The 23,706-nt window shown below is 42.0% G+C and carries 25 protein-coding genes; 2 read left to right on the forward strand and 23 right to left on the reverse strand.

Annotation, left to right across the window (positions count from 1 at the left end):
* Positions 1–527 precede the first annotated feature (527 nt).
* The 10 genes from ACK4HU_RS15515 to ACK4HU_RS15560 form a co-directional block, all read right to left on the reverse strand.
* Positions 528–1,181 carry a peroxiredoxin gene (locus ACK4HU_RS15515; RefSeq protein ID WP_409808266.1) on the reverse strand — a complete coding sequence of 218 codons (654 nt, stop codon included), beginning with the start codon at positions 1,179–1,181 and terminating at the stop codon, positions 528–530.
* 111 nt (positions 1,182–1,292) lie between these two features.
* Positions 1,293–1,694: a c-type cytochrome gene (locus ACK4HU_RS15520; protein WP_409808268.1), complete on the reverse strand. Its 402-nt coding sequence runs from the start codon at positions 1,692–1,694 to the stop codon at positions 1,293–1,295.
* Between the two features lie 149 nt (positions 1,695–1,843).
* Positions 1,844–2,881, reverse strand: coding sequence for a transporter (locus tag ACK4HU_RS15525; RefSeq protein ID WP_409808269.1), 1,038 nt, complete (start codon positions 2,879–2,881; stop codon positions 1,844–1,846).
* Between the two features lie 10 nt (positions 2,882–2,891).
* Entirely contained in the window at positions 2,892–3,950 is a 1,059-nt protein-coding gene (locus ACK4HU_RS15530; protein WP_409808271.1) for a cytochrome-c peroxidase, read from the reverse strand.
* A gap of 39 nt (positions 3,951–3,989) precedes the next feature.
* Complete coding sequence (locus tag ACK4HU_RS15535) at positions 3,990–4,709, reverse strand: MbnP family protein (protein ID WP_409808273.1); 720 nt, start codon at positions 4,707–4,709, stop codon at positions 3,990–3,992.
* Positions 4,710–4,720: 11 nt separating this feature from the next.
* Positions 4,721–5,839, reverse strand: a complete 1,119-nt coding sequence (locus ACK4HU_RS15540; RefSeq protein WP_409808275.1) for a cytochrome-c peroxidase — start codon at positions 5,837–5,839, stop codon at positions 4,721–4,723.
* 44 nt (positions 5,840–5,883) lie between these two features.
* Positions 5,884–6,258 carry a hypothetical protein gene (locus tag ACK4HU_RS15545; RefSeq protein WP_409808276.1) on the reverse strand — a complete coding sequence of 125 codons (375 nt, stop codon included), beginning with the start codon at positions 6,256–6,258 and terminating at the stop codon, positions 5,884–5,886.
* 62 nt (positions 6,259–6,320) lie between these two features.
* Positions 6,321–7,397, reverse strand: a complete 1,077-nt coding sequence (gene cydB, locus ACK4HU_RS15550; RefSeq protein WP_409808277.1) for a cytochrome d ubiquinol oxidase subunit II — start codon at positions 7,395–7,397, stop codon at positions 6,321–6,323.
* A 2-nt stretch (positions 7,398–7,399) separates the two neighbouring features.
* Complete coding sequence (locus tag ACK4HU_RS15555; protein WP_409808278.1) at positions 7,400–8,794, reverse strand: cytochrome ubiquinol oxidase subunit I; 1,395 nt, start codon at positions 8,792–8,794, stop codon at positions 7,400–7,402.
* Complete coding sequence (locus ACK4HU_RS15560) at positions 8,791–9,024, reverse strand: hypothetical protein (RefSeq protein ID WP_409808280.1); 234 nt, start codon at positions 9,022–9,024, stop codon at positions 8,791–8,793. The genes ACK4HU_RS15555 and ACK4HU_RS15560 overlap by 4 nt, the downstream gene beginning before the upstream one ends.
* A 69-nt stretch (positions 9,025–9,093) precedes the next feature.
* Between ACK4HU_RS15560 and ACK4HU_RS15565 the strand changes: the two genes are divergently transcribed.
* A complete protein-coding gene (locus ACK4HU_RS15565; RefSeq protein WP_409808281.1) occupies positions 9,094–9,732 on the forward strand; it encodes a Crp/Fnr family transcriptional regulator in 639 nt (212 codons plus the stop codon).
* On the opposite strand, the gene ACK4HU_RS15570 is transcribed toward ACK4HU_RS15565, so the two are convergent.
* From ACK4HU_RS15570 to ACK4HU_RS15625, 12 genes are all read right to left on the reverse strand, one after another.
* Entirely contained in the window at positions 9,729–10,757 is a 1,029-nt protein-coding gene (locus ACK4HU_RS15570) for a glycosyltransferase family 4 protein (protein ID WP_409808283.1), read from the reverse strand. The two genes, ACK4HU_RS15565 and ACK4HU_RS15570, sit on opposite strands and share 4 nt — an antisense overlap.
* A 121-nt stretch (positions 10,758–10,878) precedes the next feature.
* Positions 10,879–11,214: a HopJ type III effector protein gene (locus tag ACK4HU_RS15575; protein ID WP_409808284.1), complete on the reverse strand. Its 336-nt coding sequence runs from the start codon at positions 11,212–11,214 to the stop codon at positions 10,879–10,881.
* A 200-nt stretch (positions 11,215–11,414) separates the two neighbouring features.
* A complete protein-coding gene (locus tag ACK4HU_RS15580) occupies positions 11,415–12,056 on the reverse strand; it encodes a YdeI/OmpD-associated family protein (protein ID WP_409808286.1) in 642 nt (213 codons plus the stop codon).
* 124 nt (positions 12,057–12,180) lie between these two features.
* Entirely contained in the window at positions 12,181–12,387 is a 207-nt protein-coding gene (locus tag ACK4HU_RS15585; protein WP_409808287.1) for a helix-turn-helix domain-containing protein, read from the reverse strand.
* Between the two features lie 3 nt (positions 12,388–12,390).
* Positions 12,391–13,149: a DUF2975 domain-containing protein gene (locus tag ACK4HU_RS15590; RefSeq protein WP_409808289.1), complete on the reverse strand. Its 759-nt coding sequence runs from the start codon at positions 13,147–13,149 to the stop codon at positions 12,391–12,393.
* A gap of 37 nt (positions 13,150–13,186) precedes the next feature.
* Positions 13,187–13,723: a DUF2975 domain-containing protein gene (locus ACK4HU_RS15595; RefSeq protein WP_409808291.1), complete on the reverse strand. Its 537-nt coding sequence runs from the start codon at positions 13,721–13,723 to the stop codon at positions 13,187–13,189.
* 188 nt (positions 13,724–13,911) lie between these two features.
* Positions 13,912–16,086, reverse strand: a complete 2,175-nt coding sequence (locus tag ACK4HU_RS15600; protein ID WP_409808293.1) for a TonB-dependent receptor family protein — start codon at positions 16,084–16,086, stop codon at positions 13,912–13,914.
* A 60-nt stretch (positions 16,087–16,146) separates the two neighbouring features.
* Positions 16,147–16,710 (reverse strand): hypothetical protein, encoded by a 564-nt coding sequence (locus tag ACK4HU_RS15605; protein ID WP_409808295.1) that lies wholly within the window; start codon positions 16,708–16,710, stop codon positions 16,147–16,149.
* A gap of 173 nt (positions 16,711–16,883) precedes the next feature.
* Positions 16,884–17,009 (reverse strand): PQQ-dependent sugar dehydrogenase, encoded by a 126-nt coding sequence (locus ACK4HU_RS15610; protein WP_409808296.1) that lies wholly within the window; start codon positions 17,007–17,009, stop codon positions 16,884–16,886.
* Positions 17,010–17,073: 64 nt separating this feature from the next.
* Positions 17,074–17,448, reverse strand: coding sequence for a PQQ-dependent sugar dehydrogenase (locus ACK4HU_RS15615; RefSeq protein ID WP_409808298.1), 375 nt, complete (start codon positions 17,446–17,448; stop codon positions 17,074–17,076).
* 155 nt (positions 17,449–17,603) lie between these two features.
* On the reverse strand, positions 17,604–18,020 hold the full coding sequence (locus tag ACK4HU_RS15620; protein ID WP_409808300.1) for a PIN domain-containing protein: 417 nt from the start codon (positions 18,018–18,020) through the stop codon (positions 17,604–17,606).
* Between the two features lie 370 nt (positions 18,021–18,390).
* Complete coding sequence (locus tag ACK4HU_RS15625) at positions 18,391–19,503, reverse strand: FG-GAP repeat domain-containing protein (RefSeq protein ID WP_409808302.1); 1,113 nt, start codon at positions 19,501–19,503, stop codon at positions 18,391–18,393.
* A 423-nt stretch (positions 19,504–19,926) separates the two neighbouring features.
* Between ACK4HU_RS15625 and ACK4HU_RS15630 the strand changes: the two genes are divergently transcribed.
* The gene (locus ACK4HU_RS15630) at positions 19,927–20,127 is read left to right on the forward strand and encodes a hypothetical protein (protein WP_409808303.1); all 201 of its coding nucleotides are present in this window, start codon (positions 19,927–19,929) and stop codon (positions 20,125–20,127) included.
* Positions 20,128–20,195: 68 nt separating this feature from the next.
* Here ACK4HU_RS15630 and ACK4HU_RS15635 read toward each other — a convergent pair whose 3' ends face one another.
* Complete coding sequence (locus ACK4HU_RS15635; RefSeq protein WP_409808305.1) at positions 20,196–23,351, reverse strand: PVC-type heme-binding CxxCH protein; 3,156 nt, start codon at positions 23,349–23,351, stop codon at positions 20,196–20,198.
* Positions 23,352–23,706 lie beyond the last annotated feature (355 nt).

Raw genomic sequence — 23,706 nt, forward strand, 5'->3', positions numbered from 1 at the left:
CCCTCCTTTTAATAAACTGAAATCCGGTGGCCGAGCGAAGTCGAGGCCATTTTGATCTACTGGCAAAGAAGCGGATAATCAGAAAAAATATTGTAGAAATACATAGATAGGTTAAAACTGAATTTCCTTTTGTGAAAAATAATTTAGAATTTTTCATCTGAAATTTTGATTGTTTGTTTGGTTTTAATACGTTTAAGAAACTTTAGCAAACAAAATAATTACTTAACCCAGCGCTTTGCCAAAGTTTATATGGTTTTAATCCATTGACAATAAACCCTGATAGGGAGCCTAAAATCAAAAAGGCTCCCTTATTTTTTGCCTGTCTTTTTTTGATTTATGTCAAAAGTTTAAAAACCGGTTTAAAAACATTACCATTTTGTTAATAAAAGTGTAAAATTCTTAAAAACTGGTTTCTAGGATTGAAAAAACTGATTTTCAGAAGATTCTGATTTTAGAGCCAATAACGAAAAAACCTTCCCGAAAATTTCGAAAAGGCTTTCCTGTTTAATTAACTCTTTAATCCAAATCTATGCTTTCGGCAGTTCTTTTTTAGCCAAATAGAAGTCTACCATTTCATAATCGCTTGCTTCACGCTCAAGCATTTCTTCCACTGTTTTTGGTGGGGGCACAATTACTTTTTCTCCGGGCTTCCAGTTAAGCGGCATTGCCACTTTGTATTTGTCAGCAGTTTGCAAGGCTAGCAAGACTCGCTTGATCTCTTCCATATTTCGTCCCACATTGAGTGGGTAATACATGATCAATCGGATTTTACCAGTGGGATCAATGAAAAATACTGCTCGAACAGCCGCAGTTTCACTTTCTCCCGGTTGAAGCATCCCGTAGAGTTTCGATACTTTCATATCGATATCTGCAATGATTGGAAATTCAAACAGGACCCCAGTGTTTTTCTTTACATTATTCACCCAAGCAATGTGAGAATGAATGCTGTCGATACTCAAGCCGACAAGCTTGGTGTCATGCTCATCAAAGAATTTTTGTTCCAAGGCAAACCCACTCATTTCTGTGGTACACACTGGGGTGAAATCCGCTGGATGAGAAAATAGAATCGTCCATTTACCCTTGATATATTCCGAAAATTGCATCTTTCCGGTGGTAGTCAATGCTGCAAAATCAGGAGCCATGTCCCCGATTCTCGGCATAGTTAATAGTTGGTCTTCCATAGTATGATTAGTTGTCGTTTTTTTAATCTAATAGATCAAATCTACTAAAACAATCCTTGGGACCTCGTGACCTTTGTCACCCTCAATTTAACAAGCACCAGGAATTATCAGTTATTTTCCGTGGTGAGCGTCGTACCAAGTTGGCTTTTGAATCTCGTTTGCTTCAATGTAGCTCACGATAAGTTTGATCGCTTCGGGGCTCACCGCTGGCTTGGGCATTAAGCCGAATCGTTTGATGGGACCTTTCATCAATGCTTTTTCCTCAGAGGGTGAATTGATGAAGCCTACCATAGCATCGATAAATTTATCTTTTTCTGGGAAGGTATTGCGGTAGTTGTTTTTGATGCCAAACAGGGGCGGAGCTAGAATTTCATCATGAGATGCCGTGTTTGGGTTGTGACAGGAATAGCAGTGCTTCTGAAGTAGGACCAATCCATTTTCCACTTGCTGTGCATGAGCAGTGAGAGTCAATCCACCTATAAAAGCGAGAATTAGAGAAGCTGATTTTTTCATAAACTTGGAAGGGCTGTTAACTGTCATTTTCAAAATTATTACTTCAGGGTGTCAGGTTTTTTGCTCGTTTCCATTTCTTAATTTTCTTTTCGATTTTTTAAAGTTTCCTGATTTTTCTACCTTTTGCAGTGATCATTGTCACTTTAGTATTACATTTTGAAGCTTCTGATTAAGCCTACGCTGATACGATTTTGATTGAGAATTTGATTTCCATTTAAGGTTTGGCTGAAAGGTTTTTGGAATATGAAAGAGAACGTGGTTTTCGTATAATTCAGATCGACTCCCACTTGAGCAAAGCTTACCTTTCCGCCAGTCAGTTCCTGCTCTATTCCTTGAAGCAAGTCTTTTTCTGCACTTTCGAAATAGAGACCCGCATTTGGGACGAGTATGAGTTTTTGGCCAATCGATACTTGGTAGAAATATTGTAGGAATGCATTAAAGCTATTTCCAAATTCATACTCTTGTTCTCCTTCTGTGCTCCATTGATAGCTCATCCCGATATTAATACCCTGCTTTTCCAGAAACCATTGGTAATTGAATCGTGGAATAAAAGAAAATGCACCCCTTCCCGGCTGAATAATCGGATCAAAAGGTTCCTGAATTTCAATAGCTGACTTCACTAAGGCTTGGCCGGTGGGTAGAGTCACTGCGATTCCCGGGCGGAGCGTATGCCGGGATTTGGGATTGTAAATGAGATGAATGTAATCAGTAGCCAAAGTTAAATCGCCCCAACCTTGAACAAAAAGAGTGGTGTCTCGGACAGGTTTTGGAATGTTAAGATACTTTTCATAATAGACCTTGTTGAATTCATAAGGAAGTAGAAAAGTGAAGTTCCATTTGTTCTTCAGCGTGTAATTTCCCCTCGCTTCAATGGTTTGATAGGTTTCAAAATCCTGTTTACTTTTTTGGACGTAAAGTCCGTTTCCCTCAGGTTCGTGCATGACCTCAGGGGCGTTCCAAGGCAATAGCCTAGTTCCGAGTTGAGCAGGATAGGTTTGGATGACAGAAGCTGTCTTATTTGGGTAGAGGAGATAGTTATCAAACTTTCTGGATCTGTAAAAGAGCCCAAAGAAACTCTTGTTTTCCAAAAGGCTATACTCAAAAAAATTACAGCTGTCGCAGGCCTTTGCTTGATTTGGGTTGAATAGTGGAATGATGGCAATGACTAACAGGTATATTTTTTTCATTTTATTCTAATTAGTGTTTTGAGTTTGTATCAATAAATGAGTCATCCTGCAGCGTTTTGAGAAATTCAAGAAGCACCAAACGATCCTTTTGGGATAGTGCCAATCCTCCTTTTAATTGAGGGGCCAAAGAATGGTTGATTTTAACGCCGAACTGATAGTGATCGAGCACCTCATTCAGCGTCTCAAATCTTCCGTCATGCATGTAGGGAGCTGTCAGCGTGATATTTCGAAGACTGGGTGTTTTATATGCCCCAAGATCAAGGGAATCAAAGCTGATGCGGAATCGCCCCAAGAATAGCCCTTCTAAAGCAGGCGGATCGGGGTATGTTTCATCCAATCCATTGTTGTGATACTTCAAATCGGTAAATAAGCCTTCCTTGTGGCAGCTGGTGCAGTTGTTTTGATACACTTGGTAGCCGGCTAATTCCTGACTGTTGAACGTTAGTTCTCCTTTTTTCCAGCTATCATACTTCGAGGTTTGGGAGATTAGCGTTCTCGTATATTGAGCCAAAGCTCTGGAAATCGTTGCACTTTGAATGGGTGATTCTGGAAAGGCCCGTTCGAAAAGAAGCGGGTACTCTTTGTCCTGGATCAGATAAGCTACAATTTCTTTTAAGTCCGCGGCCATTTCATCTGGATGGGTAATTGGACCAAAGTTTAAAGACTCCAAGTCAATGGCCCCTCCATCCCAAAACAGGCCCGTAGTACTCCACGCCAAGTTGAATAGTGGGGGAGAATGCCGATGAAGCTTATTGCCCGAGACTCCTTTGGTTGACAAGGCTACACCGTCCGTGAAAGCTAGATTAGGTTGATGGCAGGTAGCGCATGAAACTTTGCCATTGGCAGAGAGATTTGGGTCAAAGAATAACTTTTTACCCAGGAACACTCCCTCTTTGGATAGTGGGTTTCGGCTTGGTTGTGGAAAATCTCTCACCTGCAACGCACTTGAAATCTCAGGCACGAAAAGCTCGGGTCTGGGAGTTGATGGTTTTTCAGGAGTTTCGATCTGACTACAAGCAGAGCCTCCAGCCAGAAAAGCCAATAAAACAACTTGCTGATAGGTTTTCATAATGAAAATCCCGAGGCCAGAGCCTCGGGACTGTTTAGGTTACTTGATTTTCACAAAACCATTGGCATAGTTTTGACCGATTTTGTCAGCCCATTCTCCACCCATGATGGTGGTACTTGGTAATTCACTTACTTTGAGTGGATTTGGATCAAGGAAAAGCTGATCCACCACAGTTTGTAAGTTGATGGTAGCTGAGCTTCCCGCTCTGATTCCAGAGAGAGTTTGAGTTACCGTTTTGTAGTTTTGATTTCGTCCAATGTGAAAAATCAACCCTTTCCGTTCTCCGTTTGCTTTGCTGGTAAATTCACCTTCCAACACGACAAACTTGTATCCCGAATTCCAGTTCCAGGCCATATCGCTGTTGGGGTCCAAGTCACCTGTTTGATCGGTTTTTGCGTTGGCTTCTGCATCCACACCGATAGAAAAGGTGATTTGATCATATCCTGCTGAAGGAATCAATCCTAAGTCAACTTTGGTATTGATGTCCTGACCGATTAAGTGATAGCTAGCCGGAACAGTGTAAATAGCCCCACCTTTTGTGTCTGTCAGAATTACATTTGAAATGTAGTATTTCAACTTTTTGGCAGTAAAAGGCTCCCCAGACGGTAGCGTAAACGATCCTCCATTCAATTGAAGAGGCTTGCCGTTCAGCGTATTTTCAAAATTAATTTCTACCGCCATTTGTGCCGGAATTTCATCTTCAGAACAGGAAGAGAAAATCAAAATGGCGGCTAGGAATAGATATGCAATATTTTTCATTGTTTTAGTTCTTATTTAAATGGATTTGAAAATTTTGAATTGCTAATAAACTCTTGGTCGGTCAGTGTGTGTAGAAATGCGATGATTGCTTTTTTCTCTGATTCTGACAGCATGAGTTTGATCGGTTGCTTTGGGTCTAAGTATTCATTGCTTGCTTCCAAAATGAGTACATCCAATGTTTCACTGTTTTGGATATGCTCATTGTAGTGATCCAGCACTTCTTCGAGGGAGGAGAATCGGCCGTCATGCATGTAGGGAGCAGTCAGTCCGATATTTCTCAATCCCGGTGCTTTAAATTTTCCTTTGTCAAATTGATTCCCTGTCACAGATTTCAGTCCGTCTTTAAGCTTTTCGTCCGAATCCAGTCCGTTGTTATGAAATCCGGTGAAGCCATTGGTATCTCCGGAGGTTAGAAACCCCAGATGACAATCCCCACAATTCCCGCCTCGAAGCTGAATGGAAGGCTCAGGGTGTGTGAAAAACAACTCCAAGCCAAGTTTCTCCTCAGCAGTCAGCTTGACTTCACCCCGAATCCACTTGTCAAACTTGGAATTGGCAGAAATCAGCGTTCGCTCAAATTGAGCCAGCGCTTTTCCAATCTGATCCGAAGTGATCTGATCGCTGCCAAATGCCTCCTTAAATAAGGTTGGATAGGTTACATCACTTTGAAGACGAGCCACAGCTTCTTCGATCGACAGATTCATTTCCAATGGATCCTGAATCGGAATAATAGACTGCTCTTCCAAGGTAGTGGAGCGTCCATTCCAAAAGAATCGAGTTTGCCAATGGAGATTGGAGAGCGCCATGGCATTCATGGTTCCTTTCGTTCCATTGACACCCGGGCTAAACTGCCGACCGTCACTGAAGCCTTTTTCCTGCTGATGGCAAGACGCACAGGAGATCGTGCCATCCTGTGAAAGCTTTTTCTCATAGAAAAGCATTCGACCAAGACGCACTCCTTCCTCTGTCAGGGGATTGTCAGCAGGCATAGCTTGCAAAGCAGGAAAATATTCCGGCTTTTCCAAGGCAATCAAAGTGGGACTCTGAGATTCAGGATCTACTTTTTCTCCACAGGAAATAAGCAAAACAAGCCACAGCAATCCACCTGTCACACGGATAGGTGAGATCATTGTATTTTAGTTTTAGGGAAAAGAAAATTTAACTAAGAAAAAAATCAGACCTGTGGAGGATGGTCAATTTGGAAGTGTGCGGTTTGGCCAAACCAATTTTGATAAAAAGACTGGTGAACCAAGGTTGGTTCAAATTGAAATTCTACGATTGTCTGAAGCGGTGCAGTAGTGATGAAAACACCAAAGTCTTTATTGAAAGTAAATGCAGGAAGAGAGTCTTGTCGTTCTTTCTCTTCGTTGATTTTTTGCATCAGGAAGCATTTCCCATCGCACTTCAACTCGGGTTTGTCCTTGTTGATACAAAAGTTCTCGATGATGTATTTCCTATTGATGCTGAAATTCACTTTAATCACTGAATACACCATGCTATTCAGCACGACGGTCCAAGCAAAAGCGATATAGATGAGGCTTCTCAGCATTATGACACAAAGGTAAGACGCAGAGGAATCAAATCCATATGATTTTTATCACAATGTTGAATTCAGTAACTGCTATCGTCAAGCTTCACTTTTCCTCGGTACGTCCAATAAATAATTGTCGTGTAGGAAATCACAAAAGGTAACCCAAAAGAGGCCAAAATCGCCATTGTCTTCAGTGTGTAATCCGAGGAAGCACCATTATAGATGTCGAGGTTGAACTTTGGGTCTAAGTTAGATACCATCAGATTTGGAAAAATGCCTAAGGCAAATAACATCACTACCGCACCAATCATACTCGCGGAGGAGATGAAAGTCCAGCCGTAGTTTCCTTTTGCCAAAGTCCTGGGAATATTGGCAATGGCCAAAATATTTAAAGCAACCACCGTCCAGGCAAAGACCGAAATCATGGTTTCGTGATTTTCTACCAACTCATGTTTATTCCCAGGTAGATCTATTGTCCCAAAAGAAAAATTTGCGATCATCTCCGGTTTCAGATACAGCGTGAGTCCGGAGAAAAGCACAAAAAAGATCACGAATATCCAATAGTTCAATTTGATCCAACCCTGAATCTGCTTTTGAAGCTCTCCCTCGGTTTTCATATTCAGGTAAATCCCCCCATGTAGCGCAAACATGCTCAAAGCAAAAAAGCCTGAAACGATAGAATAAGGATTGAGTAAGTCAAAGAAATTCCCTTGGTACTCCATGTCTGATCCGATCGGAAAGCCCATTACAATATTTCCAATAGCTACGCCAAATAGAAATGCAGCTACTATAGATCCAATGGAAAAGCCTCGATCCCAAAAGCTTCTCCAGCGGGGATTTGCTTCTTTGCTTCGAAACTCGATAGAAACTGCCCTGAAAATCAAGGCGATCAACAGCACCATGAATGGAAGATAAAATCCCGAGAAAGCAGTCGCATAGACATTAGGGAAAGCAGCGAAAAGTGCTCCACCTGCCGTGATCAGCCATACCTCATTTCCATCCCAAACCGGCCCAATTGCGTTCATTAGAATTCGTCGGTCGTGGTCTCCTTTGCTTCGCAAATGGAGGATCCCGACTCCCAAATCAAATCCGTCCAAGATGGCGTAGCCGATCAATAGAACTCCTACAAGAATGTACCACACTACGTTGAAATCCATGATTAATAAGGTTTAAGGGCATCCATTCGTTCTGACTTTTTATGATATCCGGCCTCTACTTCACTGGTAAGATGCTCTGGACCATGCTTGATTTCCCGATCCAAAACATAAAGCCAAACAAAGAATAAGAGAACGTAAACCAATACAAACAAGACCAGAGAGATCATCACTTCCGGTGCTGAGATTGACTTGGAGACGCCTTCGCTTGTTCTCAAAAGCCCCTGAACAATCCAAGGTTGTCTACCTCGCTCGGCAGATACCCAGCCCAGTTGATTTGCCAACACGGGCAGCGCTACAGCAGGAACGTATAACTTCATCAGCCATGACCATTTTGGGGTGAAAAGCTGCTTTCGCCATAGCAAAAACAAACTCAAAAGTGTGACCCCTATGAATAGCATTCCTAATGCTACCATGATGTGATAGCTCTGAAAGACTCCGTTTACCGCAGGCCAATCTTCCTCCGGAAACTCCTCCAAGCCTTTCACTTCCCCGTCAAAATCCCCATGAACCAAGAAACTTAGCATTCCGGGGATGGCTACGCCTGAGGTTTTTCGGGTTTCAGGATCAGTCCATCCGAATAGGTATAGCGGTGCGTTTGTTTGTGTTTCGTAGAGTCCTTCAAAAGCAGCTAGTTTTGCGGGTTGCAACTCGCTCACAATTTTGGCATGCTCATGACCCAGAAAGGGCTGCGCCAAAGAAGAAACTGCGGCCACGCCCAGCGCAATGGCAAATGACTTTTGCGCAAACTCGATGTTGATTTTTTTGACCAGATAATAGGCCGAAACGCTCATCACCAAAAAGGCTCCCTGAATCCAAGCTCCGAAGATCACGTGAGTAAATCGGACCATAGCTGATGGATTAAAAACCATTGCCCAAAAGTCCGTAATTACTGCCCGGCGAATACCGTAATCAACCACAATCTCATAGGCCACGGGTGTTTGCTGCCAGCTGTTTGCCACTACTATCCAGAAGCCCGAGAGGATACTCCCGACTGCGACCATGATCGTAGCGAAGAGGTGCATACCAGGCTTGACCCGATGCCAGCCAAACAGGAGAATTGCCAGAAATCCTGATTCCAGAAAGAAAGCAAAAATCCCCTCCGCCGCGAGTGGTGAACCGAAAATATCTCCTACAAATCGGGAATAAGTGGACCAGTTAGTACCAAACTCAAATTCCATTACAATCCCCGAGGCTACACCTACGGAGAAATTTGCCGCGAAAATCTTAATCCAAAATCGAGTGATCTTTTCATAGATGGTCTTTTTGGTGATCAGGTAAAGCGATTCATAAAACACCAGCAGCAAGCCCAACCCAATACTAAAGGGAGGGAAGATGTAGTGAAACATGATGGTGAAGGCAAATTGAATCCTCGAAAGCGTCTCTACATCCCAATTCATGGCGTGGATTTTTGTGGTTTTCTGTAAATAATTATGCTGGCAATAATGAAGGTGAGTCCAAAAATGATCTTCATGAGTTTTGGCGTGTCAAATCCAAAAACAGTTTCTGGCAAACCGGGAATTTTGGTGAGAATCCTGAAAAAAAACATCAATCCCATGCCCATCAGAAAAAGAATATTTATTCGGGATTTCATCTCTTTGACCTTTTCATTTGGAACAAACTTTACCAAAATTAGCTTTCAAAAAATGAGTATAGGTGATCATTGTCACCTCCATTAAAGCTAAACACCATTGTTGAAATGAAAAACAGTCTGGATAAATTCTTAGCGCATTCTTTCCCTCAGTTTGAAATGGAATTGAAAAAGGAAATTCGTGACAGTGCAAGTTTGCTTACCCTGCCAGCAGATACCTTGATGATGGATATCGGGCAGAAAGTGGAGGTCATTCCGCTGATAGTTTCGGGGAGTGTAAAGGTATTTCGAGAGGATGAAGATGATCATGAGCTCTTCATGTATTACCTAGGTCCTGGGGAAGCTTGCGCTATTACCATGATCTGTTCAGCCCGCGAGGGATATTCCAAAATTAAAGCAATTCCAGAGGAGGAGACTACAGTGATTGTGGTTCCCATTACCAAATTGGACCTATGGATGCCAAAGTATAAGTCCTGGTATTATTTTGTGATGGATACCTATCAGGATCGTTTTGAAGAACTGTTGAAAGTGGTAGATGGGATCGCATTTCACCGGATGGATGAGCGACTGATTGAGTATTTGGAAAAGAATGCCGAAGCCAATCAAAATCCCACAGTTCATAAAACCCATCAGCGGATTGCTCAGGAATTGAATTCAAGCCGTGAGGTTATCACCCGGTTGCTGAAAAAATTGGAGCAACGTGGAATGGTTAGAGTGAATCGAAATCAAATTGAGTTGCTTTCTTAAGTCAGGGAAAGTGCTTTCAGTAGCTTTTCTTTTCGCAGCCCAAAATTGAATTCTTTACTGATTCTTAGCGAAGCTTTCTCTGAAAGTTTAAGAGTTCTAACAGGATCAATAAATTTAAAAATTACTTCCAAGCCGCTCAGGTCTTTTCGGAGAAGTATAAATCCTGTGTTTCCGATAATCTCAGGAATCGCACCCACTGCCGAACCGATAGGCACACAGCCGCAAGCCATCGCTTCTCCTAAAGCATTTGGAAAACCCTCGGAAGTAGAAAGTTGGAGATAGAATTGATGGGAATTGTAAAGTTTGAGAAGTTCCGTTGACTTCAATCTGCCTAAGACCTTTACATTGGAATTTGGAGAAAGGTAGTTGGAATCACCGGCTAAAGTAAAGGTCCATTCGGGATGATTTTCCGCTAGCTTTTCAATCAGATCATAGCCTTTTACCACAGCCCGTGTAGAATTTGAAGTGCCTGTGGCAACAGATATGAAGCTAAATGCCCTTCGCTTTTCTCCCAAATCTTTCCAAAATCCCGTGTCGAATCCATTTGGAATCACTTGAATGGGCGTTTTCAGATCCGGTATCAGATTAAGCAAGCCTTGCTTGGAATTGATTCTAGGATCGAAGGAATATTCCTGCTTGACCAAAGCCTCAGCGACAGGTAAGATCAATGAGCAGTTTTTGAAAGAATAGACTGTAGCTTTTCTCAGCCATTTTTTACGAAAATTTCCGTACCCGATCTCAGGCATATTGATGCAGTCAGTACCTCCTGCCTGGATGGTGCATTTTTTTCCAAAAACCCTTCCGAACAAAACAGGTAAAACACTGTGATAGCCTCCAAAGAAGCAAAGGTATTGGCTGGTTTTAGGCAAAAACCAAAGCAATTGAAAGAACTGGAAAATAAAGTAAAAAGGGAGTTGGATAGGACTCTGCGTGAATTCTAAAGGTCTGATATCTGCCACTGGGCTGATCATCTCCAAATCTCGGTCGATAAAAGCAGTGCGAACGGGGAAAGTGTAAATGATCATGGATTGGATGATAGCGGACTTAACTCACAAAGTAAAAAGTTTTGGAGTGTAAAAGGAGAAAACCTTAAGACGGCTATGATTCAAATAAAAGATTGCTTCAGAATTTGGTAGTTATTCCTTATTATTTTTTACTCAAAGCATCGCCTTCAAACTTTATTCCTTCCCAACCTGATTGTATAAAGTTGCGGATATTCTGATGGTCTGAGCCATCTGGATTATTTAGTACATCGATTCGGTAGTAGTCGCCAAAAAGTGCCAGAGTTAGCTCCCCGCTGAGTTTATTGAGCTTCGCAAAAGAGAAGATTTTGCAGCTGCCGTTGTTTTGTCCGACTTCATTGATGGTGTTGCCATTGACAAAGCGGGTAGGAGTGAAGTCGAAATTGGCATCGATGTGCGCAATGACTTCTGCAAAAGAAATGGATTCAGGTGAATTGTGGATTTTATCCAAAAGGGTCATGTCTCTTTAAATTTTGTGCAAGTTAGAAACGGTTTCAATTTTCAATTATCAAACTCAATTATCAATTTTCAAGGAAGGAAAGAAATGATTAAGCTCATCCCGATAACTCGGGACAATTTTCATGGACGTGGATACTTGTTGTTTTCCACTGATAATTGGTAATTGAACATTGAGAATTGCTCATTGAAAATTGAACATTGTTACTCCATCATCCCTTTCCCCGCCATAATCTTCTCCACACACTTTTCAATTCTGCTCAGTCGAGTTTGGGATTGTTTGGCTCCGGTGAAGTGAATCAAATAACCTCGCTGCCGACCTGGAGTAAGTGCAAAAAAGGCGGTTTCCAAACCATCATGCTCGGCGAATTTTTCGCTTAGTTCTTCGGGGATTTCCATCCCACCTCGGGCCCGAACTTCAGGTTTTTTGCCTGATTTCTCGATTTCTATGGCATCCTGAATGTATTGGGGGAGATAGGCCTCCAACTTTTCCAAATCATCCATTTTGATAAATCGGATAATTCGTCCTTCATGCGAATTGGGACCGGGAAGTTCGAGAATGCCTTCAGGATCTTTCATCAGGCTTCCTTTGATAAAACTGATCACGCAGGAATCATTGAAAACGCCGAGAAGGATCACATTTTTCCCATTTAAGGTATAAACTGGTACTCCCCATTTCCGGTCTTCGACCAGTTCTGTCTCCAAAAGAATCTGTCGCAATAGCTCAAGAATGGGAGTCCATCTATGGACTTTGCAGGCCGGTGTTGCGCCTTTATCACATCGCATGCATCCTTTAAGGAGGAAAAAGTCAACTTGAGGATTTGGTTGGGGCAAGGGCTGATTCATTATTCGATATTCAAAATTCGATATTCGGAGTTAAAAAGTTAAGGGTTAAATGTTAAGTGTTAACGTTCGACTCTAGATTTTAGCTCGTAAATCGTACTTCGTAAATCAAAAATCCAATAGTTACCTATTCACCTCGAAATTCAAGTATATCCCCTGGCTGGCATCCTAATGCTGCACAAATAGATTCCAAAGTACTGAATCGGATCGCTTTTGCCTTTCCGGTTTTAAGGATAGAGAGATTCGAAAGCGTGATATCGACTTTTTCGGAAAGCTCGTTGAGGGACATTTTTCGCTTGGCCATCATGACATCTAAATTGACTATTATGGGCATGATTTAGATGGTTAGAGATTGTTCCTCCTTTAATTTTATTCCTTCAGAAAATGCCTGAGCGATAAGGACCAAGAATAAAGAGAAAATCAGGTAATTCCAGTTAAATTTTACGGCAGCATTCAAATCTATTGGTGAAAATCCTTCAAGATTATGGTTTAATGTCTTAAAAATAAGCCACTGGCTCCCGTAACTTATGAGGCAGTAGACAAAAGCCAGATATGAAATCACTCGAATGTAGGTTGAGTTTGCCGGAATAAAGAATTGACTTTTATTGCAATTCTGAAGGAATTTGATGGCAAGAAAAATAGCAATCAATAAAAATAAAAAAGCCAGACTGAAGTAAACTTTCCAAATGGTGAGGGTAGTTTCTATACTGGAAAATGGTATTGGTATGTATAGATACATATCAGATTCAGGCATGGAGTATATATTCCCAGTTAATTTTTTAGGGTAATCGATTTCTTTTTTTTCTCCTTGAGGAAGCAGTGTGGATGTTAAAAATTTCTTTTGAATTTTTAAAAAATAACTATCTAACAATACTTCGCCGTTTTTTACGCGGAAATAGTATTCAACATTCAAGTTCATCGGTAATTCAAATTTACCTGTTGTACTTTTATCGATCACCCCTTTTAAATTGGATTTTTCAACCTGTTGGGTATTGAAATCTTTTTTTAGAAAAATTATTCCAAAAAAAGTAAAGGCTGTAATACTTAGCCCAAAACTGATGTAGGCAATCCAGAGTAATATTTTTGTTATTTTCATCTTGATGGTTTTTTCAGATTCAATGATTTGATATCAATTAAACTGTAAGGTCATTTTCTGCTTGTAATTCCAGTCCTTTTTTAAAGATCTGTGCAATCACAAAGACCACCGCAGCCATCATCAGAAAAGCTGAATAGTCATTCCAAAACTGTCCAGCCGCTGCTACATCATAGCCTCTTTTTGCCAATCCCTGACTAAACCTGTGTGAAAGGGCACCAAGAATTCCGACAAAGAAAATGTAGTAACTGATCTTGGAAATCAGGGTCGAAATCTTCTCGCTGAAGGGTTTATGCAAGTTCAGGTTGGAAAAAATCTGTGTAATCAAATAGAAGGTGTAAGCCTTCATAGCAGATACCCCAATAGCTAAGCTAAACAACAATCCAAAAATGACTTCATCCTGCTGAAAGAGCTTTGTAAGATCCAATAAGAGGTAGAGATTTTCTACGGGGAAAACATGGAATTGCATGAAAGCGAAGTTGAAAATCAAGGTCCCCGTTTTGATACAGAGGCCGATGAAGATGATCCATGAGATGACATGGAGAAATTGTGTAACGAGATCAGTTTTAGGAGACATAGCTGGATGGGTTTGAAACTATGCCTCAAATAACAGTAATTATTTATTGATAAACAATAAAATATTATTGAAAAACAAATTTATTTTTGAAGTGCCTTTGGATTTTGATTCAATGAAAAAACCTGAACTCTTAGATATGATCCAAAAGCTCAGGTTTAGGGAAATTTTTCTCAAATGAAATTGAATTCTCAAATTCGAAATCCTAAGGAAATGACCAGCCCTCTGCCATCCGATGGCCAAATCCCCGGTCCAGGATACATCAGCGGTCGGCGGGTAAAGTAGCTTTTATCGAAGACATTTTGCAGAGATGCCCGAAGGAACAGGTTTTGATAATAGTAAGCTCCTTGAATATCCCAAACATTGTAAGAAGGAACCATGCCGACTGATCCGGAAGCCGGAGGGGTTTTAGTATTCAGGGGATCGGAGAAACTTTCACTGATATATTGATGCTGGATGATCAATTTGGCAGGACCAATCGATGCACTCAGTCCGTTTCGGCTGATCCATTTTGGAGCTGCTTCTACTCGGTTGCCAGTAATATCCTTATTTCCTTCTGAAGAGGCCACCGAACCGTTTTGGTAGCGGGCATCCATCCAGCTGCTAGCGGTATAGAATGATAAACTTAGCTTCTCAGACCTATAAAACTCCCAGTCCCAAAGCAACTCCAATCCAGTCGTTCTGCTGTCTCCGATGTTCGCTTTTTGGGTGAAAGTCTGATTATCCTGTTGCACTAGGATGTTCCCAACTCGATTTCCAATTAGGGTATGGAAAAGCGTGAGATGGTAAGTCAATCTAGGGTTGATGTAATTCTCAATTCCCAGTTCGGCATTATATCCAAAGGTGTTTTCCAAATCAGGACTGATCAGCGCCAAAGGAGATCCAGGGATCAAATCCTGAAATAGAATGGGCCGATTCGCCTGAGAGATTCCACCATATAGTCTCAATTGTTCTTTGAATTGATACGTCGCGTTGAGGCCCAAAGTCACAAAATCGTATCGGATCTCTTGTGGGATCTGATCGGCTTCGATGTAGGCGATTCGGCCACTCATGACTGAATTACCTCTTTCGACCCGGATACCAGGAGAGACGGAAAGTTTTGGATTTAGGAATACTTGATTCTCAACAGCAATAGCAAGGCTTTCGCTGTGAAGGTTAACATCTCTCTGAAAATCTCCTTCGATACTCAGGTCATAATCCGACCCAGTTGTACCCTTGCCACGCTGCCTTCTGTCAAAGGAATTGTTGAAGTATCTGGTGGAAATGGAAAGGTGAGCGGGAAGTGTACCAAGTTGATACTTGTGAAGAATCCGGACTTCGGCGGTTCGGGAGTGGTAGGCATCCGTATCCACATTTCGGTGTGCAAACTCACCCGTGCCGGGAATTATTTGATCCCGAACATTTGCAAAGGCATCAAAAGTAACGGAAGACCGTCCACCAAAAACCCCACTGGCATTTGCTGTTACAGTAGTATTAGCCCCCAGTTTCCCTTCAATACTTACAGCAGGAACAAAAATCTCCGGACTGTAGAAATTGCGGCTTCGGGTAGCTTGTCTTGGATTTTCGGCAAACTGTTGGTCAGTCAGAGGACCTGGGATTTGGTACAGGTAGGTGCTTCTGGACAGTTCTGCTTTGGCTTTCCAATGATCCGAGATAGCGTAAGTAATTCCTATATGTTGGGCATCAGAATCTGAGCGGGCACCTTCCCTGTATCCGTCTGAACCTCTTTTTTGATAATAGCCGAAATAACTGAATCTGCCAATCGTACCACCAATGGAAGTGTAGTTGGCCAAGAGACCAAAAGAACCAACGGTGCTGATGTTCTCCAAGCTGAAAGGTACTCCAGTCTCTGGTTCTTTGAGGACGTAGTTGATCATCCCGCCAAATTGCTGCCCGTATTGTAGGGCAGCGGTACCTCTCACGATTTCGATGCGTTCGATAGCTTCCATTGGCATAGAATAATGACTTGCGGGGTAGCCGTAGATGTCGGAATTCAGCATAATTCCGTTTTGCCGGACATTGAATTCCCAACTTCGATGAGCATCCAAACCTCTCAGTGAGAGGTTGATCTGATTGCCGGAACCGTCCATATCATAGACAAATGCAGAAGGAATCTTGGCAAAAATCTGCCGCCCGGTCTTCTCTGCAAGGTTGGCAGGAAGGTCACGCACACCGATGATTTCCGATTTTCTGGACCCAACAAGAAAGGTCCGATTGGCATTGGGAAGCGGGGTGATGGGATTGTTTAGTCGAAGTTCTTTGATCTGATATTCGTTTAGATTTATTGTTTGAAGCGTGTCTTGTTGTGCCTTAATTTTAGAAAAGTGCAACGCAAAACACAGGATTAAGAGATACCTGAGTGTCATTTCTTTGGAAAGTTAAACTAATAAGAATGTAGGGGAAATCAACATCCCCGAAAAAACGGCTTAGGAAGTAAGCCTTTCAGGAGGTGGTAAATCTAGTTCAAACTCTGCGGTTGGAGTTGAAAAAAGGTATGGTTTTAAATCGGACACTACACGACTTGAGAGCAATCTTTCTTTCAAAGAGAGGAGATTCTCCTGTGGGATAAAATCCTTCAAAAATGACTTTAAAAGTAGTTTTTGAGAGAATGGAGTGTTCTCTGCGGCTTCACCTTCATTTAAGGATGCAATCCATGTTGTCAATTGAGCTCGGTAGCTATCATGGAATTTATCAGGGACAGCAACTAGATGAAGGGAGTCGTTCTTGTATTGCTGATAGATTACCCGATGCTTCTTTCCTTTTAGCTCGATGGAAAAGTTTGCCACTTGATAATCCTCTTGATCCTGACCATAAGGTCGAGGAAAAGGTATGACGAGGGTAGTGTTGAGGACTGAAGTCAGGTTATAATTCCATGCCTCTTTTTCCCAATAATTCTGAATCGCAATAGGCATCCAAAAACTCAATATGAAAAAACCGAACTGATAAAGTCCGAAGCAGAATAGAAGGAAAATGGAAATGAGGCGTTTCAATATTCTGAATTTTTCTGTGAAATCTCAGATCTGGATTTCTTCAAGTTATAATCGAAAGCTAAAAAATAATAGAATGATTTAAAAAATTCAGACATTTTAACCTTGCGATTATATTCGAAGCGGAGAAAATTATCCCCCTCTAAGGAAAATTATAAAACTCCAGTGTTAGCTACTTACTTCACCGGAGTCACGCGAAGCAACGCGTCCAGAGAATTTGTCAATACATACAATGCCCCGTCAGGACCAATTTTGACATCCCGCACTCGACCAATTCCTTTGATGATGTCTTCTTGGCTCAAAACTTTGTCCCCATCCACAACCAATCTTCTGATTTCCTAATCTTTCAGCGCGGTGATCAGCAGGTTATTGGTCCATTTTGGAAATACATTTCCATTGAGGATTAATCCCTACCGCTATGCTTTGCTGCATGTCTCCGGTAGTGAAATACAGGTATCCATCGGTATAAAATAAAAGACGGCTTCCCCAACGTGTGCCCCCACTGACTAGAATTGAATCCGGAGCTTCAAAAAGTGTCTCTTGATCTACCCATTGATAATCTTTTATTCTCCCTCTGACCAATTTGGTCATTGCAGGGGAAGTCTTGTCCACGGTGTTCTTTGGATTATGGCTGTAGGCAAAATAGATCCAATTGTAAACCTTCTCTCCATTTTGGGCTGAAGCAGTAAAGGTGGACAGGATTAACCCTGTCAAAAAGATGAGTGAATGAGAAGCTCGCATGATAAAATTCCTAAAGGTTTATTCTTTATGAAGGTACGGAATTCATTCGGTGAGGGCTAAGCAACCTGATTAATCTTAAATTTTCAACAATTCAAGAAATCGGAATATCATTCCACCAAAACTAAAAAGTAGAAGTGTATTTTGTTGAAAAACCCTTAAACAATCAAACTCGATAAGAATTCTTCTGCGGTCATGACTGGGACTGAGGCATTTTTGAAGTTGGGCCTATTCCTTGTGATAATTAGTTCACATTTCGCTTGTAATGCACAATGGTATTGTACCGCATCTTCAAAATCCTTGAAAAGTGAGAAAAGGCTCTTGTCAATTGTTTCTTGATTAGCCAGGGCAACTTTGCACAGGATTGCAAACTTTTGAAGTTTGATTAATACTGATTTTTTGGGCTCAAACTCAGTCAATACATATTCCGCCGTGGTGAAAGAAATAGGTGAAGTCATTAATATGAGTTCTTTACGATCTGCTAGGGTTACTACCTTGGCAATGGATTCGTAAAATGGGAACCTCTCTCCCAAGAGATCTATAATCACAATGGTGTCCAGAAAAATAAGCTTCATCGATATTTCTCCTCCAAATAATCCTGGTAATTTATTTTGTAATCATAATTGGCAGGAACAGTAGGCCCATTTGTTAGACTTTTTACGAAAGGGGAAATGAGATTTTTTTTTTAGCTAAAGGATCCAAAGTCGCTATCAGAAAGTTTTCAATTAACTGATCCTAGGAAACGTTACGTTTCAAAGAAAAGCTCCTAGCTTTTTCTAAAACTGCTTTATCAATTGAAATTGTGAGTTTAGATTTCATGGCTGGAAAGTTAAACTATTAACGTTAAGTAATATTGGTCATTTCATTTCGATTAGCTAAAACATCGGTCCCCGATCCGCCGCGGCGGACGGGGCAGGCTATCCGGCACTGGACATCCGACATTTCCTATCTCTGAAAAAACACAGCCAAGCCATCTTTCCCAGCTACAGCGATATCGATTTTGCCATCTCCATTTAGATCTCCGGTGGAAAAGTAAAGACCAGTTCCTTTTCCCTCGCCAAATGGTCCATAACTGATCACGTTTTTCACAAATGTTTTCCCGTTCCACTTGAAGTAATAGAGTCCGATTTCATCATTTCCACCAGGATCTTTACCATTATGTGCTCGATAGCGTTTGCCGGTAATCAGTTCGTTTTGTCCGTCCCCATCGAGATCAACCCACTCGAGTACATGGTATTGGGCATGGTAAGGGTCAATTTCGTGTTTCACAAATGAGATTGTACCTTCTGAATCCCGCTTTTGCTCCATCCAAAACAATCCGTAATTATGACCATTCCCCAAGATCAGATCATTCATGCCATCTCCATTCAGGTCGGTGACGATGATGGGCACGCTCACATCTCCGAGATCCAAGCTTGGGTGAAAAATCCAATCTCCATACCGCAAATCCGGTGGAGCCTCATACCAGCCAAAGGAACTGATTAAGTCTCCCCAACCGTCACCATTGATATCTCCGAAGCCAAGTCCGTGGCCTTGAGTTTCGAATACCTCATATTTTTCAAATTGATTTGGACCAACCCACTTGTAGAAAGCTAGGGGTTTGCGTGGCGTATTTGGGACGATTTCCAATGTCCCGTCTCCATCAATATCCCAAGCTCGGACGGTTTCGATATTGCCTGTTTCCGCAATCAGATGCTCTTTCCATTCCCCGTTATTACCCGGATTTTCTTTCCAGATCAGCTTGCCTTCAAACCATCCCCCTGTAATAAAATCCATCTTTCCGTCACCGTTGACATCCATCGGAATCGTGGAAAAATCCTCATAATACTCGCTGTATCGCTTCACTTGACCAATTAAAAATCGATCGAGGAATTTGGGGCCCTTGTACCAATAACTCCCAGAGACCAGATCCGGAATTCCATCCTTGTCCACATCCATTATTCCAACTGACTCATAGCTTTCGTATGCGATCATCTGCTTTTCAAAGTTGATGTTTTTGGATTGAGAAAAGGCGATGATGGGTAAAGCTAAAGCTAGAAGTGTGAGACGGGTTTTCATTTACGATTGGTGAAATTTACGAAGTACGAAGTGAGATTTACGAAATACGATTTACGAATTACGAGGCCAAAATAAACTTCAAGTATCTGAATATGCTTCCATTCTGATTACACTAAGTAAAAAGATTTAGTCGAGTTTCATTATTTATTATTGGTGAAATTTACGAAGTACGATTTAAGAATTACGAGGCAGATATGAACCTCGAACGTTTGATTTAGAGGGTAACCTTTTTATGATAAATTTACTTCAAACAAATAGCCTACCATCTAATTTGAACGACGAACACCGAAGATCACCGGACATCTAACATCGGACACCCGTCATCCGACACCGGACTTCCAATAACTTAATAACCAATAATGAACATCGAATGTCGAAGACCACTCGCCACCCAATCAATAATTCACTAATAATGAATATCGAATGATGAACATCGAATTCCGAAGACTACCGGACATCGGTCATCCGACATCGGACAATCCTACCAATAACTCAATAACCAATAATGAACATCGAATGCTGAATGCTGAACAACCACCGGACAACCTACATCGGTCATCGGACACCCCCACCAATAACTTAATAACCAATAATGAATATCGAATGCTGAACATCGAATGCTGAATGTCGAATAGCGAAGATCATTTAGCATCGATCACCGGACATCGGTCATCCGACATCGGACAATTCACCTACCTTTCCATCGGATGCACCCTAAGCAACTCCTCTGGACTCCAGAATCCTTTTTTGTCCTTCACATCTTCTCGTACCTGTCTCACCAATTCAGGTGAAATGGGACTTGCTTTATTTCCAAAGGAATTTCGAACATAAGTGAGCACGGCCGCAATCTCTGAATCGTTAAGCATACCTTCATAGGGCGTCATTGGCACTTGTCCAGGATATTCTCTTCCAGCCACTTCCATCGGCCCCATGATTCCTTTGAGGACAATCTTGATCAATCGTTCAGGACTGCCCGTCACCCAAGGTGTGCCACGAAGCGGTGGGAATTGAGAAGCGGTCAAACCTCCCCCATCTGCCTGATGACAGGTGCTGCAGAAACCTTCTCTTGCGTAGACTTCTTTACCCAAGACGAATAATTCACGATCCGAACCTGTGAGTGAAGATTTGATGTCCTCTTCTTTTTTCTCCCGAACAGATAGTCCGTTCAGGTGAGCAACAGCTGTTTCCAACGTGCCCGGAATCCAGGTATTGTCTTTGGGTTGCTTTTCGGCTTCTGCCAAAATTGGTAAACCAGTCTCCCTTGGAAGCCAAGATGCGGCTACTATTGCTTCCATCCGTACTCTTCCGTGAGGATCCTTGGCCGATGCTGTAAGCAATTCAGCCTGATTTTTCACCTGATGACCGGTATAACGAAGCACCCGAGTTGCGGCGGCACGAGCTCGATAATCTTTGGCATTCAGCAATTGCTTAAGCAAGTCCTGATCGACTTGATTTATTCCCCAAGTCACCCAAAGACCTTCCAGCAAGTTGTGCTCGTAGTTTGGATCGTTTTTGTCCAGTGATTGGGTCCAGGATTTTACAGCCGAAAAAACTTCACCCTTATCTCTGCCGCGGAGTTCACGGCGGGTTCGGTAGCGGGTTCTATATTCTGGAAGTTTCAGATTTTCAAGTAACTCTGGAATACTTGCACCGTCGATTTTAGCAGGTGTGACTAATGGTCTAGAAGGGTAGGTGACTCTATAAATTCTGCCATGGACATGATCCCGCAGCGGATCACGGGCATTGTGCTGCATGTGGCCAATGAGGATATTGTGCCAATCCACGATATAAAGTGAACCGTCAGGAGCAATTTCCATATCCACAGGTCGGAAGTTTCGGTCAGTGGATACGACCAAGTCCTGTCTCCATTTGGTGATAAAGCCAACCGTATCTTCGAATACCTGATGCTGTTTAGTCCCAAGGAATCCGATGGTATTGTTGATAATCATGTCACCTTGGACATCCTCCGGGAAATGCCGGCTGGAGATAAACTCCAAGCCGGAAGTTGGTCTGACAAGGTGCGCTTTTTCAATCAAGTTTGGGCCTTTGTAATTGGAGTTTCCATACCGTGGCAAAGTGGAGCCTGGAAGCATCCAATTGACATTTGGTCCTGATGTTTCAGCGTAAAAATTTTGCCCCCAGGTATCAAAAGCAATTCCCCATGGATTTGGAATATTTACCTGATTGACGCGCTCAAGTTTGTGTCTTTTAGGTTCGAATCGGTAGAATCCTCCATTTGTAGCGCGAACAGGGCCATAGGAAGTTTCCACATTGGTGTGGAGAAAAACCCCTTCAGCCATATAGATGGCTCCGGATTCATCGGTAGCAAATGCTGAAATTGCATGGTGGGTGTCGTGATCGTCAAAGCCGCTGAGGAGGATTTCTTTGCGGTCCGCTTTATCATCTCCATTTTCATCTACCAGGAGAATCAAATTATTTCCCTGCGAGACATAGACTCCCTCAGGGGCGATTTCGAAACCGACGGGGATGTGTAGATTGTCTGCAAATGTGGTTTGCTTATCGGCTTTGCCATCTCCATTCGTGTCTTCCAAAATGATCAATTTGTCATGAGGTCTTGGATCGCCAGGCTTATAGTGCGGATAGCTTGGCATGGTCGCCACCCAAAGCCTTCCTTTGTTGTCAAAGGAAAGTTGGACTGGATTAGCTAAATCGGGAAATTCATCTTCGGAGGCAAAAAGCTCAATTTTGTAGCCTTCGGGCACTTTTAAAGTGCTTAAGGCTTCCTCCCCGTACTTGTATTCCAGACTTCCATTTGCTTGTGGATTGTAATTGGTCTCCACCTCAGGAAGTGGGCGGGTTTTGGCGTCGGCGGCAACTAGGTCTTTAACTTTGCCAGAAGTAGCTTCCCAGATAGCCGTATCCCGAATCGCAGTGAGCTGGCGAATTTTTTCAAGTTCGAATGGATAATTAGCGGGACCAAAAGGATCATACCGTCTGCCAAAGACATGAACACCATTTGGGATTTTGTAATCATTGGTCCACATCCAGTTTTTCTCCATCACAGCCTGATGAATCAAATTTCGGTTGGCTTCAGCCTTTTGGTTTTCTTTACCAAAAAGTTTATCCGCCAGTAAAACAGCGAGTTTAGCATACCCTGCTTCGTTCATTTGGGAACCGTCGATGGTTAGTTGTTCATCTGATTGTGAATACCATTTTTGACTTTCGGAAAAAGCATCCACAAAAACCAATTCATATTTTTCAGCTAATGTTTTCGTTGCATCAGCAAAGAGCTTCAGGTTTTCATTTTCCTTTTTTCCGTCTGGCACATCTTTGATTGCAGTGATATCTTCGAAGGCGATTGGAGAAACCAAAGCGAGTTGCGGAGAAGACTTGCCGTTATATTGTTGCGATTTGGAGTGCATTATCCAGGCTTCAAGCTCTGCTTTGTAATTTTCCAGCCCTTCCTTTCCTTGAAAGGATTCATTGAAACCAAAAAAACCGATCACGATATCCGCCTGCAATCTTGTCAGCCATTGATCGGGCTTTTCCAAAAAGCCTTCACTTCCTGATCTGGTAGCATATTCAGTCTGAAAGTCTTCTGCACCTGGAAAAGCCCAAGGATCATTGGTGCCGGAGCGAGGTCGGAAACCGGGAGTATCACCAGGATCGCCAAGATTTCGGATAAAAAGCGTGCTATCCGGATAGCGTAAGTGCATTTCAGTCTCGAAAAGTCCATAATCCATCATTCTGGAGGCGAGGTTGTTTCCGACTAATGTTATTCGTGAGTCTTTCCGAATTTCTAGTGTTTTTTCTTTGGTACAGCTGGAGAAAGCAAGAATTGAAAAAACCAAAAAGATTTGGCGAACGGTGATTCTAGGCTTGATCATAGGTTAAGAAGCATTTGACTCTAATTATAGGCAGAAAGGCGGGGAATTTCAACTCTTATATATGTAGAATGATATTATAGTTTTTTAATCGCTAGTGCCTCTAGTGGTAATTAAAGTTTCAACAATTTAATATAAAAAAGCAGTCCTGTGGTATCCTGTTATTTCTTCTTTTATTATAGAAGGATTGAATTTGGGATAAATAAAAAGAATAATTTTTTGTATAGCACTGTCCTGCTCTATCCTGTCTTAATAGCCTGATTTTTAATGGTTTTTGCAGGATTGGGCAGGATAGGGTCATTTATTTATATGATGTAATTGGAAGTAATATTTTCAATTCAATTAAACCCACCCATAT

The organism is Algoriphagus sp. (assembly GCF_046296635.1).
Lineage (GTDB): Bacteria > Bacteroidota > Bacteroidia > Cytophagales > Cyclobacteriaceae > Algoriphagus.

Bases quoted from the DNA above. Each gene is read 5' to 3' on its own strand.
- ACK4HU_RS15635 (WP_409808305.1), bottom strand. From the start codon at position 23,351: ATGATCAAGCCTAGAATCACCGTTCGCCAAATCTTTTTGGTTTTTTCA.
- ACK4HU_RS15575 (WP_409808284.1), bottom strand. From the start codon at position 11,214: ATGACCCTTTTGGATAAAATCCACAATTCACCTGAATCCATTTCTTTT.
- ACK4HU_RS15545 (WP_409808276.1), bottom strand. From the start codon at position 6,258: ATGCTGAGAAGCCTCATCTATATCGCTTTTGCTTGGACCGTCGTGCTG.
- ACK4HU_RS15530 (WP_409808271.1), bottom strand. From the start codon at position 3,950: ATGAAAACCTATCAGCAAGTTGTTTTATTGGCTTTTCTGGCTGGAGGC.
- ACK4HU_RS15565 (WP_409808281.1), top strand. From the start codon at position 9,094: ATGAAAAACAGTCTGGATAAATTCTTAGCGCATTCTTTCCCTCAGTTT.
- ACK4HU_RS15615 (WP_409808298.1), bottom strand. From the start codon at position 17,448: ATGCGAGCTTCTCATTCACTCATCTTTTTGACAGGGTTAATCCTGTCC.
- ACK4HU_RS15625 (WP_409808302.1), bottom strand. From the start codon at position 19,503: ATGAAAACCCGTCTCACACTTCTAGCTTTAGCTTTACCCATCATCGCC.
- ACK4HU_RS15515 (WP_409808266.1), bottom strand. From the start codon at position 1,181: ATGGAAGACCAACTATTAACTATGCCGAGAATCGGGGACATGGCTCCT.
- ACK4HU_RS15630 (WP_409808303.1), top strand. From the start codon at position 19,927: ATGATGAACATCGAATTCCGAAGACTACCGGACATCGGTCATCCGACA.
- ACK4HU_RS15600 (WP_409808293.1), bottom strand. From the start codon at position 16,086: ATGACACTCAGGTATCTCTTAATCCTGTGTTTTGCGTTGCACTTTTCT.
- ACK4HU_RS15580 (WP_409808286.1), bottom strand. From the start codon at position 12,056: ATGAATCAGCCCTTGCCCCAACCAAATCCTCAAGTTGACTTTTTCCTC.
- ACK4HU_RS15540 (WP_409808275.1), bottom strand. From the start codon at position 5,839: ATGATCTCACCTATCCGTGTGACAGGTGGATTGCTGTGGCTTGTTTTG.
- ACK4HU_RS15585 (WP_409808287.1), bottom strand. From the start codon at position 12,387: ATGCCCATAATAGTCAATTTAGATGTCATGATGGCCAAGCGAAAAATG.
- ACK4HU_RS15535 (WP_409808273.1), bottom strand. From the start codon at position 4,709: ATGAAAAATATTGCATATCTATTCCTAGCCGCCATTTTGATTTTCTCT.
- ACK4HU_RS15520 (WP_409808268.1), bottom strand. From the start codon at position 1,694: ATGAAAAAATCAGCTTCTCTAATTCTCGCTTTTATAGGTGGATTGACT.
- ACK4HU_RS15590 (WP_409808289.1), bottom strand. From the start codon at position 13,149: ATGAAAATAACAAAAATATTACTCTGGATTGCCTACATCAGTTTTGGG.
- ACK4HU_RS15620 (WP_409808300.1), bottom strand. From the start codon at position 18,020: ATGAAGCTTATTTTTCTGGACACCATTGTGATTATAGATCTCTTGGGA.
- ACK4HU_RS15570 (WP_409808283.1), bottom strand. From the start codon at position 10,757: ATGATCATTTACACTTTCCCCGTTCGCACTGCTTTTATCGACCGAGAT.
- ACK4HU_RS15595 (WP_409808291.1), bottom strand. From the start codon at position 13,723: ATGTCTCCTAAAACTGATCTCGTTACACAATTTCTCCATGTCATCTCA.
- ACK4HU_RS15555 (WP_409808278.1), bottom strand. From the start codon at position 8,794: ATGAATTGGGATGTAGAGACGCTTTCGAGGATTCAATTTGCCTTCACC.
- cydB (WP_409808277.1), bottom strand. From the start codon at position 7,397: ATGGATTTCAACGTAGTGTGGTACATTCTTGTAGGAGTTCTATTGATC.
- ACK4HU_RS15525 (WP_409808269.1), bottom strand. From the start codon at position 2,881: ATGAAAAAAATATACCTGTTAGTCATTGCCATCATTCCACTATTCAAC.